The following is a 12,545-nucleotide window of genomic DNA, read 5'->3' on the forward strand; positions in this document are numbered from 1 at the left end:
GCCGCCCCCGTCACTTGCCGATGCCGGTCTCGGCGCCGTAGAGCTCGGCCGCGCCGACCGACACCACCTTGGCCCCGGCCGCCGGTCCCTGGGACAGCCTGACCTGGTCACCCTCGATCTTGGTGACGGTGATCGGCTCCCGCTGGTAGCTCAACGGCGCGGTCTCGACGTACGTCCACGTGGTGCCGTCGGGCAGGTAGATCAGCGCGGAGTACGGGATGGACTTGACGCCCGCCGCCTCGGCCAGCGGCACCGTGGTCAGGCCCAGCCGGCCCACCCCCTCGTCGGTGAGCGTGACCTTCTTGATCTTGCTGCCCTCGATCGCCTCGACCTTGGCGGGTTTGGCGGGCGTCGAGGTGCTCGTCGGCACTCCCTTCGCCGCGGACACGCCCAGCGCGCCGACCACCAGCAGGCCGACCAGCAGGCCGCCGACCGTCCACCGGTCGAGCTTCTCGCCGAAACGATGCTTCATCGCAGTGTTCACCCCAACCGTGGCTCGGTGTTGAGCGCGAGATCCTCGCGCTGCGAGCCGGCCCCGAACCGCAGGTACAGCGCGGGGACGGCGAAGAGGCTGAGCAGCACGGCCACCACCAGGCCGCCCAGCATGACCAGCACGATCGGCCGCAGCAGCTCCATGCCCGCCCGGCCGCCGAGCAACAGCAGCGGCAGCAGCAGGGCGACGGCGCACACCGCGGTGACCAGGATCGAACCGGCCTGCTCGCGGGCCGCCCGCGCCACCAGGCCGGGGCCGAACGGTTCCGCGCCCTGCCGTTCGAGGGCCTGCATGTGACCCACCATCTGGAGCACGAACCGGGCGGTGATGGCGGCCACGGCGACCAGCGCGGTCAGCGTCGTGATCGCCGACAGACCGGTGATCAGCCCGGTCACCAGCCCACCGGCCATCGCCACCGGCAGCGCCAGGAACGCCAGCGCGGTGAGCTTCCAGCTGCCGATCGCCGCCTGCATCAGCAGGAAGACCGCGATCAGCGCGGCGATGCCGACCAGCAGCAGCCGGTTCTGGTTCTCCTGCTGGTGCTCGTAGGCGCCCAGCAGTTCCGCGTGGTGCTCCAGCGGGAACGGCACGGCGGCCAGCTTGGACTCGACGTCGCCGACCACGGCCCGGTAGTCGCGTCCCTTGATGCCCGCGCTCACGTCGACGTACCGGAACACCGAGTCCCGCTCGATGACGGTCGGGCTCGGCGCGATCGACACGTCGGCGACGTCGCCGAGCCTGATCTGCTGCCCCGCCGGGGTGTTGATTTTGAGGTCCTGGATGCTCGACAGGCTGTTACGCACCTCCGGCGCGCCCCAGACCACGACCTCGAAGACCTTCTGGTCCTCGAAGAGGTTGCCGACCTGGATGCCGGACAGCATCGCGGCGGCGGCCCGGCGTACGTCACCGGGCTTGATGCCGGCCTGCTGCGCCTTGGCCAGGTCCACCTTGACCCGCACCGTCGGCTCCTCCACCGGCAGGTCCGCGGTCGGGTTGACCACGCCGTCGACCGTGCCCAGCATCTGCTGCACCTCGGCCGCCTTGGTCCGCAGCACGTCGAGGTCCTGGCCGTACACCCGCACCACCACGGCCTCCTCGTCGCCGCCGAGCAGCTGGGTGATCCGCTCCTCCGGGTAGGTCAGCACGTCGGTGTCCAGCCCCGGGTAGCTCTTCACCAGGGAGGCGATGGCGTCGCGGGTGGCCCCGTAGTCGGCGGCCGGGTCGATGTTGACCCACAGCTCGCCGGAGTTGACGTTCACCACCTGGTCGGAGGTGATCGCCCGGCCCAGGTGCGCGCCGACGGCCTGCACCCCGGGCAGCGCCTGGAGATCCTTGCTCACCTTCTCCGTGATCCGGGTCATCTCGATGCCGGAGGTGCCGGGCGTGGTGTCCCAGTGCACCAGCAGGCTGCGCTCGCGCAGCGACGGCATCACCGTCTGGGCCAGCGGCTGGAACAGGGCCAGCACGCCGCCCAGCGCGACCAGCCCGGCCAGCCCGTACGCGATCGCGGGGGTGCGCAGCACCGGCGACAGCGACTTCGGGTACCAGTCGTGCGCCAGGCGCAGCAGCGGCGACGAGTGCCGTTCCAGCTCGGCGTTGCGCAGCAGCACCAGCGACATGGCCGGGATGAGGGTCAGCGCCACGATCGTCGAGGCCAGCACGGTCGCGATGAAGCCGAGTGCCAGCGGGCGGAAGAACAGCCCGGTCAGCTCCGGCAGCAGCAGCACCGGTGCGGCGGCGACCAGGGCGATGACGGTGGCGTACGCCATCGGCTTGCGCACCTCGAGCGCCGCCTGGAAGATGCTGCGGCCCACCGGCTCCTCGCTGCCCGACAGCCGCCGTTCCCGCAGCCGGCCCGCGATGTGCCGGACGTCGCCGACCGCGTCCGCGATCGCGAACACCACCCCCAGCACGATCCCGGCCAGCAGCATCAGGTTCAGCCCGTACCCGGCGAAGCTCAGCACCACCCAGGCCAGCGCCACCGACACCACGACCGCGCAGAACGCGGTGAGCGCGGTGCGCCACTCCCAGAAGCACAGCGCCAGCACCAGCGCGAGCAGCAGCAGCCCGAGCAGCGCCACCAGGGCGGAGCTGTCCAGCGCCCGGTCGATGAAGGCGGCCGGCTGGTACACGTTGGTGTTCATCTCGATGCCGGTCAGGCCGGGCTTCATCGCGCCGAGCGCGGCCTGCACGTCCTTGGTCACCTGCATGGTGTTCGCGCCGGGCAGCTTCTCGATCACGAGCATCAGGCCGGGGCCGCTCTCCACGAGCGCGTCGCCGATGAGCGGCTGGTGGTCCTCGACCACGGTGGCCACGTCACCCAGGCGCAGGCGCTTGTCGCCACCCTCGCTCTCGATGGTCACCTGGGACAGGTCCTGCGGGGTGCGGATGGGCAGGATGTGCTGGATGCCCAGGCGCTGGTTGGGCGTGTCGATGAAGCCGCCGGTGCCCGGGGTCGACGCCTCCAGGAAGGTCAGCGGGGAGACCCACAGCGCGTTGCCCGCGGTGGAGATGACCTGGTTGAGCGTCACGTCGTTCTGCTGCAGCTTCGCCGGGTCGACCTGCACCTGCAGCTGCCGTTCGCGGTTGCCCCAGACCGCCACGTTGGCCACGCCCGGCACGCCGATCAGGCGCGGCTTGATGACCCAGCGGGCCAGCACCGACATCTCGGTGAGGGGGACGTCCTTGGAGGTCAGGCCGACCATCATGACGCGGTTGGTGGACGACAGCGGCTGCAGCATCACCGGCGGGCTGGACACGTTGGGCAGTGCGCCGGCCTGGGTCAGCCGCTCCTGCACCATCTGGCGGGCCCGGTAGACGTCGGTGCCCGGCTCGAAGATCAGTTCCACTGAGGAGAGCCCCGGCACCGATTCGGAGTTGATGTGGTCGAGCCACGCGACGCCGTTGAGCAGATCGGACTCCAGCGGCACGGTGATCAGCTGCTCGACCTCCTCCGCGGACAGGCCGAGCGCCTCGGTCTGCACCTCGACCCGCGGCGCGCTGAACTCGGGCAGCACGTCCACGGGCGCGCTCTTGAGCCGCACCGCACCCAGGATCAGCAGTGCCGCCGCGAGCGGCAGGATCAGGAGGCGGAACTTGAGACTGGTGCTGACCATCCAGCGGATCATGGCCGTGGACTTCCCTTCCAGCGACCGGCGGAGCGGAAGGTGTATCCGTCCGATGGGGCGCGAACGCGGTTCACGCAACACGCATAAGCTGACCGTAATCCGCATCCGACCCAATTGAGAGGCTCATTCGGATTTCAGAGATATCTCAGTGAACGCACAGTCTCAGCGCCCTTAGGCGGCTAATGTCCGGTTGAGAATGCCGGTCACGTCGTCAGCGGAGGACGTCCGTGGTGATGCAGAGTTCCAATCCCGTGCTCACCCGTCCGATCGAAGCGCCGGTCGTGCTCGACCAGCGACGTGGCCTGACCCTGGACGGCGTGTGCGGGCGCACCCTGGTGCTCATCGCGGTCACCGTGGCCGCCGCCGCCGCGGCCTGGAACCTGCTGCAGGCCCCGGCCTGGACCGGGCTCGCCGTGCTCGGCTCGACCCTGGCCACCCTGGTTCTCGCCCTGGTGATCACCTTCAAACAGATCACCAACCCGCTCGTGATCAGCGGGTACGCCCTACTCCAGGGCGTCTTCCTGGGCGTGGTCAGCCGCGAGCTGGAGCAGCAGTTCCCCGGCATCGTCGTGCAGGCCGTCGTCGGCACGTTCGGAGTCTTCTTCGCCATGGCCGCGCTCTACCGGGCCCGCATCCTGCGCGCGACCAAGCGCTTCACCAAGGTGATCACGGGCGCGCTGCTCGGCATCCTGGTCCTGAGCCTGCTCGACCTGGCCCTGCGCTTCTTCGGCCACGCCCTGCCGATCTACCAGGCAGGCACGCTGGGCGTGCTGTTCGCGGTCGTCTGCATCGTCGTCGGCGCGCTGACCTTCGTCGTCGACTTCGACCAGGTCGAACGCGCGGTCGCCGCCGGCCTGCCACCCCGCTACGGCTGGTACCTGGCCTTCGGCATGCTCGTCGGCCTGATCTTCCTCTACTGGCAGATCCTCCGCCTCCTCAGCTACATCCGCGGCCGCTGAGAGGCCGAAGGAAGGGCACCTTCTTAACGCTGCGGGTCGAAGATCACTGTTTCGTGCCAGAAAGTCGGGTCACACCACAGTTTCGGACACGAAACAGCGATCTTCGACCGGGAGCGAGCACGGACGCGGCGCGGACGCGGCGGGGCGGCGGCGCGGGGTCAGCGGACGCGGCGGGGCGGCGCGGGGTCAGCGGACGGGGTGACCGGTGGTGCGGAGGGCGGATTTGACCTCTGCGATGGTGACCTCGCCGAAGTGGAAGACGCTGGCCGCGAGCACGGCGTCGGCTCCGGCGTCGATGGCGGGTGGGAAGTCGGCGGCCTTGCCCGCGCCGCCGGAGGCGATCACGGGGATGTCGACCACGGCCCGGACCTCCTTGATCAGTTCGAGGTCGAAGCCCTCCTTGGTGCCGTCGGCGTCCATGGAGTTCAGCAGGATCTCGCCCGCGCCCAGGTCGGCGACGCGGCGAGCCCACTCGATCGCGTCCAGCCCGGCCGACTTGCGCCCGCCGTGCGTGGTCACCTCGAACCCGCTGCCGTCTTTGAGCCGCCGTACGTCCAGCGACAGCACCAGCACCTGGTTGCCGAAGCGGCGGGCGATCTCGGTGATCAGCTCGGGGCGGTGGATCGCGGCGGTGTTGACGCCGACCTTGTCCGCGCCCGCGCGCAGCAGCACGTCCACGTCCTCGACCGAGCGCACCCCGCCACCCACGGTCAGCGGGATGAAGACCGTCTCCGCGGTACGCCGGACCACGTCGAGCATGGTGCCGCGCCCCTCGACGGAGGCGGACACGTCGAGGAAGGTGATCTCGTCGGCGCCGGCCGCGTCGTACGCCGCCGCCAGCTCCACCGGGTCACCGGCGTCGCGCAGGTCGACGAAGTTGACCCCCTTCACCACCCGCCCGGCGTCCACGTCCAGACAGGGGATGACCCGCACCGCGACACTCATGCGCCCGACGCTACCTGCCGTCCCGCCGCGGCGAGGCGCTGGTCCGGCTCGTGGGACACGGCGTGGCGCCCGTCCGCGCCGGCCGCCGAGTCCGCGACCCGGCCGCCGCCGGTAGCCCCGAGCAGCACTCCCCCGATCACCAGCGCTCCGGCGATCACGTCGCCCGCCTGCAGCGGCTCGCCCAGGAACAGGGCCGCCGAACTCATCCCGAAGAACGGGACGAGCATCGAGAACGGGGCCACCGTGGCCGCGCCGTACCGCTTGATCAGCACACCCCACCCGGCGAATCCCGCCAGGGTGGAGACACCCGCGATGTAGACCAGCGCGCCGAGCCCGGACAGGTCCAGCCCGGACAGTGCCGCACCGACCCGGGTCGGCCCTTCGAACAGCAGCGACAGCGCGAACAGCGGCAGCGTCGCCACCGCCGACACCCAGACCATGAAGCGCAGCATGTCCGGCGGGGCGGCCCGGCGCATCATGATGTTGGAGACGCTCCACGCCACGGCCGCGGCCAGCACCAGCACGAACCCCTCCACCGGCCGGTCCGACCCGAGCCGGGAGGCGACCAGCCCGACGCCCAGCACGGCCACTCCGAGCCCGGCCCACTGGCGCAGGCCGGGCCGTTCCCGCAGCAGCGCGACGGCGAACACCGTAGTGAAGATCGCCTGGCTCTGCAGCAGCAGCGAGGACAGCCCGGCCGGCAGCCCTGCGGCGATGCCCGCGAACAGCAGCGAGAACTTGACCACGCCCAGCACCAGGCCGATCCCGAGCACCCATCGCCAGGGCGTACGCGGACCGCCGATCAGCAGCACCGCCGGAAACGCGGCCAGGGCGAAGCGCATAGCGCCGAACAGCAGCGGCGGCATCTGCCCGAGGCCGACCTCGATCGCCACGAAGTTGCAGCCCCACGCGGCGGCGACGGCCACGGCCAGCATGATGTCCCTGGGTTTCATGAGCCGAGTCTCAGCCCCGACAACTGTGCAGCACCAGCGAATAGTTCTTCAGTATTCGTTTAGAATCGCTACATGCTCGATCTCGGTCGCCTGCGCGCCATCGACGCGCTCTCCCGCCACGGCACCGTGCACGCCGCCGCGGCCGCCCTGCACTGCACCCCGTCCGCCGTGTCGCAGCAGCTCTCCAAGCTGGAACGGGAGACCGGCACGGTGCTGTGCCACAAGGACGGCCGCGGGCTGCGCCTGTCCGACGCCGGTCGGCTGCTGGCCGAACACGCGGCCCTGGTGCTGGCCGCCGCCGACACCGCCACCGCCGCCCTGGACGCCTACCGCGGCGAGGTCGTCGGCGAGGTCACCGTCGCCTGCTTCGCCACCGCCTGCCGCGGCCTGCTGCCGCCCGCCCTGACCGCACTGGCCACGTCGTATCCGCGCCTGCGCCCCCGGGTCGTGGAGACCAACCCGTACGAGGCGCTCCAGGCCCTCGACCGCGGCCGCGTCGACGTCGCCGTGATCGACGACTGGCGCGAGGTGCGCCTGCACCTGCCTCCCGGCGTCTCCTCGACCGTGCTCGGCGAGGACACCGCCGACCTGGTCGTGCCCGCCGACCACCCGCTCGCGACAGCCGGACCCGGCCCGCTGGACCGGGCCGCGAACGAGCGCTGGATCGCCTCGCCGGAGGGCACCATCTGCCACGACTGGCTGGTCCGCGCCCTGCCCGGCCTGCGCCCCGCCTACCTGGTCGGCGAGTTCGAGACGCAGCAGGCGCTGGTCGCCGCGGGCCTGGGCGTCGCCCTGCTGCCCCGCCTGGCCCGGATCACCACCGCCCCGGGCACCGCCGTGGTGCCCGTCGACCCGGTCCCCACCCGCCGCGTCAGCGTCACCTGGCGCACCGCCCACTACCAGCGCCCCGCCGTCAGAGCCGTGCTCGAAGCCGTCACCAACGCCTGGTCCACCCGCACCACCGCCCGCGCCGGCGCCTGACCCCGCCCGCCGACCCGGCCCCTTATAGACGTTGGCCTATTACATCGATAATTTGATGATCAAACTCGATGTAATAGGCCAACGTCTATGAAAACGGCTCAGCCGCCCAGGGCGGCCAGCGCCTCCGGGATCGTGAACGCCCCCGAGTACACGGCCTTGCCGGTGATGACGCCCTCGACGCCGACCGGCTCCAGCGTGGCCAGCGCACGCAGGTCGTCCAGCGTCGACACCCCACCGGACGCGATCACGGGCACCGAGGTCGCGGCGCAGATGTCGCGGTACAGCTGCAGGTTCGGGCCCTGCAACATGCCGTCCTTGAGGATGTCGGTGACCACGTACCGCGCGCACCCGGCCTTGTCGAGCCGCTCCAGCACCTCGAACAGGTCGCCGCCCTCCCGGGTCCAGCCGCGCGAGGACAGCACCCGCCCACGCACGTCGAGCCCGACCGCGACCCGGTCGCCGTACTCGCCGACGACCCGGTCGCACCACGCCGGGTCCTCCAGCGCCGCGGTGCCGATGTTGACCCGGGCCGCGCCGGTGGCCAGGGCCGCGGTCAGCGAGGCGTCGTCGCGGATGCCGCCGGACAGCTCGACCTTGATGTCCACCCGCCCGACCAGCTCGGCCAGCAGCGCCGCGTTGGAGCCCCGGCCGAACGCGGCGTCGAGGTCGACGACGTGGATCCACTGCGCTCCGGCCGCCTGGAAGTCCAGCGCGGCGGCCAGCGGCTCGCCGTACGACGTCTCGCTCCCAGCGGCGCCCTGTTCCAGGCGCACCGCCTGGCCGTTGACGACGTCGACGGCGGGCAGCAGATCCAGGGCCATCAGGAACTCCTTCGATCGAATGCGACGATCACGAACACGGGCAGGGTCAGCGCCAGCAGCAGTGACAGCGCCAGGGCCAGCGCCGTCGACGGCACCAGCGTCCAGATCACGAACAGCGCCAGCGCCGCCACGATGGCGACCCCGGCCCGCTCGGCCGCGCTGCGCCGTGCCGACAACCGGCCGGTACGGCGCTTGCGCAGTTCATACAGGCTGAGCCGCCGCCACGCGGCGCGACGCGCCATCCGGCGGCCCGCCCGGCGCTCCTCGACGGCCACAGCCTTGCGGGCCGCCTCCTCGCGCGCTTCCCGGCGCAGCTTCCGCTCCTTGCTCATGCGTCAGCTCCGCCGTGCCCGGCTCGCGCCGGAGCCGCACCGCTCCACTCGATCCGCTCGCTCATGCCCACTCCATCGCCCTCGACGTCGGGGCGAGCCTAACGAGCGGGTTCACAACGTGGCGATCCAGTTCCGCAGCACCCGTGCGCCGACGGCCCCGGACTTCTCCGGGTGGAACTGGGCGACCGCCAGCGGCCCCCGCTCCGCGGCGGCGACGAACGTCGCGTGCTCATGGGTCGAGGTCGTGACCAGCGCGACCGCGTCCAGCTCGGCGTTGGGCAGCGCGGCGTAGGAGTGCACGAAGTAGCAGCGCGCGTCCGCGTCGACGCCGGTGAACAGCGTCGAGCCGGCCGGCGCGTCGAGCAGGTTCCAGCCCATGTGCGGCACCCGGCGTGCGGCCAGCCGGGTCACCGCGCCGGGCAGCAGGCCCAGGCCCTTGGTGACCACGCCGTGCTCGTCGCCGGAGTCGAACATGATCTGCGCGCCGACGCAGATGCCCAGCACGGGCCGCCCGGTCATGACCCGGTCGGCGATCACCGGCCCGGCCTGCGCGGCCTCGATGCCCGCCATGCACGCGGCGAACGCGCCCACGCCCGGCACGACCAGGCCGTCGGCCCGCTCGGCGGCGGCCAGGTCCTCGGTGACGACCACGTCCGCGCCGGCCGCCTCCAGCGCCCGCTGCGCCGAGCGCAGGTTGCCCGAGCCGTAGTCGAGCACCGTCACCTTCGGGCTCATGCCTCCTCCTCGCTGCGCTCGTCGGCGGCGTGAATCCGAGCCCGGCCGATGAGCTCGCCGCGCGCGCTCACAGGACACCCTTCGTGCTGGGGACCGTGCCCGCGCTGCGGGGGTCGATCTCCACCGCGGTACGCAGGGCGCGGGCCAGCGCCTTGAACTGGCCTTCGATGACGTGGTGCGCGTCGGGCTTCTGCCCCGGGCGGGAGGCCCGCAGCACCGACACGTGCAGCGTGATCCGCGCGGTCTGCCCGAACGATTCGAAGATGTGGCGCGTCATCGAGGTCGGGTAGACCGGCCCGCTGCCGGGGTTGATGTAGTCGGCGATGTTCTCCGGCTCGTCGTGCACCACGTACGGCCGCCCCGACAGGTCGACCGCGGCCTGCACCAGCACCTCGTCCATCGGCACGACCGCGTCGCCGTACCGGCGGATGCCCGCCTTGTCGCCGAGCGCCTGCGCGAACGCCTCACCGAGGGCGAGGGCGGTGTCCTCCATGGTGTGGTGCGCGTCGATCTCAAGGTCGCCTTCGGTGCGCACGGTGAGGTCGAAGCCGCCGTGCCGGGCGATCTGGTTCAGCATGTGGTCGAAGAAGCCGACCCCGGTGCTGATCTCGCCCCGGCCCGTGCCGTCGAGGTCGATCTCGACGAGGACCTTGGTCTCCTTGGTGACCCGCTCGACCCGTCCGGTCCTCATGCTGCCAACTCCTTCATAGCCGCCAGGAAGGCGGAGGTCTCTTCCTCGGTGCCCGCGGTGACGCGCAGCCAGCCCGGCAGGCCCACGTCGCGGACCAGCACTCCCTGGTCGAGCAGGCTACGCCAGGCGGTCTTCTGGTCGGCGAACCGTCCGAACAGGACGAAGTTCGCGTCCGAGTCGGCCACGGTCCAGCCGCCCGCGCGCAGTTCCGCGACGATGCGGTCGCGCTGCGCCTTGATCGCTTCGACGGTGCCGAGCAGCACGTCCGCGTGTGCGAGCGCGGCGCGGGCGGCGGCCTGGGTGAGCGCGGAGAGGTGGTACGGCAGGCGCACCAGCTGCACCGCCTCGATCACCGCCGGGTGCGCGGCGAGGTAGCCGACCCGCGCCCCGGCGAAGGCGAACGCCTTGCTCATGGTGCGGCTGACCACCAGCCGCGGGTGCCTGTCGAGCAGCTCCAGCGCGCTGGGCGTGCCGGGGCGGCGGAACTCGGCGTACGCCTCGTCCACCACGACCAGGCCGCTCGTTTCGGCGAGCACCGCCTCGATCACGGCGAAGTCCAGCGCGGTGCCGGTCGGGTTGTTCGGCGAGCACAGCAGCGTCAGCGCGGGCCGGTGCTCCCGGACCTGCGCGACCGCGTGCTCCACGGTCAGCCCGAAGTCCGCGTCACGGCGGCCGTCGACCCAGGTGGTGGCGGTGCCGACAGCGAGCAGCGGATGCATCGAGTACGCCGGGCCGAAGCCCAGCGCGGTGCGACCCGGCCCCGCGAACGCCTGGAACAGCTGCTGCTGCACCTCGTTGGAGCCGTTGGCGGCCCACAGCTGCTCGGCGGTCAGCCCGTGCCCGCAGTAGGCGGCCAGGTCGGCGCGCAGCTTCACGGCGTCGCGGTCGGGGTAGCGGTTCAGGTCCGCGATCTCCCCGGTGATCGCCCGGCTCACCGCCCGCACCACCTCGTCGGGCAGCGGGTACGAGTTCTCGTTCGTGTTCAGCCGCACCGGCACGTCCAGCTGCGGCGCACCGTACGCGCTGAGCCCGCGCAGGTCCTCGCGCAGCAGCTCCTGCACCCACTCGGCGCTCATGCCGCGCTCCCGTCCTCGAAGCGCGCGGTCACGGCCTCGCCGTGCGCGGGCAGGTCCTCGGCGTTGGCCAGGGCCACCACGTGGTGGGCCACGTCGCGCAGCGCGTCGGCCGTGTACTCCACGACGTGTATGCCGCGCAGGAACGACTGCACGGACAGGCCCGAGCTGTGCCGGGCGCAGCCCGCGGTGGGCAGCACGTGGTTGGAGCCGGCGCAGTAGTCGCCGAGCGACACCGGCGCGTACGCCCCCACGAAGATCGCCCCGGCGTTGCGCACCCGCATAGCCCACTCCCGGGCGTCGCGGGTCTGGATCTCCAGGTGCTCGGCGGCGTACGCGTCGACCACCCGCAGCCCCTGCGCCAGGTCGTCGACCAGCACGGTGGCCGACTGCGGCCCGCTCAGCGCGATGGTCACCCGCTCGCTGTGCTTGGTGCGGGCCACCCGCGCCGAAAGCTCCGCGTCGACCGCGTCGGCCAGCGCGGGCGAGTCGGTGACCAGCACGCTGGCCGCCATCGGGTCGTGCTCGGCCTGGCTGATCAGGTCGGCCGCGACGTGCGCCGGGTCGGCGGTGTCGTCGGCGAGGATCGCGATCTCGGTCGGCCCGGCCTCGGCGTCGATGCCGACCACGCCGCGCACCAGGCGCTTGGCCGCGGTGACCCACAGGTTGCCGGGGCCGGTGATCAGGTCGACCGGCGCGCAGTCGTCGTGGGCGGGCAGCTCGCGCTCCGGGTCGGCGGTGCCGCGGGTGCCGTAGGCGAGCATCGCCACGGCCTGCGCGCCGCCGACGGCGTACACCTCGTCGACGCCCAGCAGCGCGCACGCGGCCAGCACCCGCGCGTCGGGCAGCCCGGTCGCCTTCTGCGGCGGGCTGACGACGACCAGGCTGGGCACGCCCGCGGCCTGGGCCGGGACCACGTTCATGACCACGGTCGACGGGTAGACGGCCAGGCCGCCGGGCACGTAGAGGCCGACCCGGGACACCGGCAGCCAGCGCTCGGTCACCGTGCCGCCGGGCACCACCTGGGTGGTGTGGTCGCTGCGGCGCTGGTCGGCGTGCACCTTGCGGGTGCGCGCGATCACCTCCAGCAGGGCGGCCCGCACCTCGGGCTCCAGCGCCTGCTCGGCTTCCTTGATCGCTTCCGCCGGCACCCGCAACGCGGCCAGGTCCACCCCGTCGAGCCGATGCGTCGCTTCCTTGACCGCCTCGACGCCATGCTCGCGCACCCCGTCGACCAGCGGGCGGATCTGCTCCACCGCCTGGCTGACGTCGATCTGGGCACGGGGCAGCAGGTTACGCGGATCGATGTCACGTCCACGCAGGTCGATACGGGTCAACACCTCCCAAAGTCTACTGGCGCACCCGCACGCGGCGGCGCGCACGCCCAGGCACTGGGACAGTGACCCGGGCCACTGCGGCACGCGCCCATTTCGG

Annotated in this window: 12 protein-coding genes; 2 read left to right on the top strand and 10 right to left on the bottom strand. The window is 72.0% G+C overall.

Annotated features, from left to right (window positions below; genetic code table 11):
- Nucleotides 1-10: 10 nt before the first annotated feature.
- Together F6W97_RS34390 and F6W97_RS34395 are read right to left on the bottom strand one after the other, a co-directional pair.
- Nucleotides 11-472, bottom strand: a complete 462-nt coding sequence (locus F6W97_RS34390) for an efflux RND transporter periplasmic adaptor subunit (protein WP_155374715.1) — start codon at nt 470-472, stop codon at nt 11-13.
- A gap of 8 nt (nt 473-480) precedes the next feature.
- The gene (locus F6W97_RS34395) at nt 481-3,609 is read right to left on the bottom strand and encodes an efflux RND transporter permease subunit (RefSeq protein ID WP_196279444.1); all 3,129 of its coding nucleotides are present in this window, start codon (nt 3,607-3,609) and stop codon (nt 481-483) included.
- Between the two features lie 245 nt (nt 3,610-3,854).
- On the opposite strand from F6W97_RS34395, the gene F6W97_RS34400 reads away from it, so the two are divergent.
- Nucleotides 3,855-4,580, top strand: a complete 726-nt coding sequence (locus tag F6W97_RS34400; RefSeq protein WP_155374768.1) for a Bax inhibitor-1/YccA family protein — start codon at nt 3,855-3,857, stop codon at nt 4,578-4,580.
- 186 nt (nt 4,581-4,766) lie between these two features.
- Here the strand turns inward: F6W97_RS34400 and hisF are convergent, their stop codons facing one another.
- Both hisF and F6W97_RS34410 read right to left on the bottom strand, forming a co-directional pair.
- Nucleotides 4,767-5,525, bottom strand: a complete 759-nt coding sequence (gene hisF, locus F6W97_RS34405) for an imidazole glycerol phosphate synthase subunit HisF (protein ID WP_155374717.1) — start codon at nt 5,523-5,525, stop codon at nt 4,767-4,769.
- Nucleotides 5,522-6,478, bottom strand: coding sequence for an EamA family transporter (locus tag F6W97_RS34410; RefSeq protein WP_155374718.1), 957 nt, complete (start codon nt 6,476-6,478; stop codon nt 5,522-5,524). Before F6W97_RS34410 ends, hisF begins: the two co-directional genes overlap by 4 nt.
- A gap of 72 nt (nt 6,479-6,550) precedes the next feature.
- On the opposite strand from F6W97_RS34410, the gene F6W97_RS34415 reads away from it, so the two are divergent.
- Nucleotides 6,551-7,459, top strand: coding sequence for a LysR family transcriptional regulator (locus tag F6W97_RS34415; RefSeq protein ID WP_155374719.1), 909 nt, complete (start codon nt 6,551-6,553; stop codon nt 7,457-7,459).
- A gap of 98 nt (nt 7,460-7,557) precedes the next feature.
- On the opposite strand, the gene priA is transcribed toward F6W97_RS34415, so the two are convergent.
- The 6 genes from priA to hisD all read right to left on the bottom strand — a co-directional run bounded on the left by priA (nt 7,558) and on the right by hisD (nt 12,451).
- Nucleotides 7,558-8,280: a bifunctional 1-(5-phosphoribosyl)-5-((5-phosphoribosylamino)methylideneamino)imidazole-4-carboxamide isomerase/phosphoribosylanthranilate isomerase PriA gene (gene priA, locus F6W97_RS34420; protein WP_155374720.1), complete on the bottom strand. Its 723-nt coding sequence runs from the start codon at nt 8,278-8,280 to the stop codon at nt 7,558-7,560.
- Nucleotides 8,280-8,612: a hypothetical protein gene (locus tag F6W97_RS34425; protein ID WP_155374721.1), complete on the bottom strand. Its 333-nt coding sequence runs from the start codon at nt 8,610-8,612 to the stop codon at nt 8,280-8,282. Before F6W97_RS34425 ends, priA begins: the two co-directional genes overlap by 1 nt.
- Nucleotides 8,613-8,723: 111 nt before the next feature.
- On the bottom strand, nt 8,724-9,347 hold the full coding sequence (hisH, locus tag F6W97_RS34430; protein WP_155374722.1) for an imidazole glycerol phosphate synthase subunit HisH: 624 nt from the start codon (nt 9,345-9,347) through the stop codon (nt 8,724-8,726).
- A gap of 67 nt (nt 9,348-9,414) precedes the next feature.
- Nucleotides 9,415-10,038: an imidazoleglycerol-phosphate dehydratase HisB gene (hisB, locus tag F6W97_RS34435; protein ID WP_155374723.1), complete on the bottom strand. Its 624-nt coding sequence runs from the start codon at nt 10,036-10,038 to the stop codon at nt 9,415-9,417.
- Entirely contained in the window at nt 10,035-11,114 is a 1,080-nt protein-coding gene (locus tag F6W97_RS34440) for a histidinol-phosphate transaminase (RefSeq protein WP_155374724.1), read from the bottom strand. Before F6W97_RS34440 ends, hisB begins: the two co-directional genes overlap by 4 nt.
- Nucleotides 11,111-12,451, bottom strand: a complete 1,341-nt coding sequence (gene hisD, locus F6W97_RS34445; RefSeq protein WP_155374725.1) for a histidinol dehydrogenase — start codon at nt 12,449-12,451, stop codon at nt 11,111-11,113. The genes F6W97_RS34440 and hisD overlap by 4 nt, the downstream gene beginning before the upstream one ends.
- Nucleotides 12,452-12,545: the final 94 nt, after the last annotated feature.

This window comes from Catellatospora vulcania (genome assembly GCF_009720385.1).
In the GTDB taxonomy this organism is placed as follows: Bacteria; Actinomycetota; Actinomycetes; order Mycobacteriales; family Micromonosporaceae; genus Catellatospora; species Catellatospora vulcania.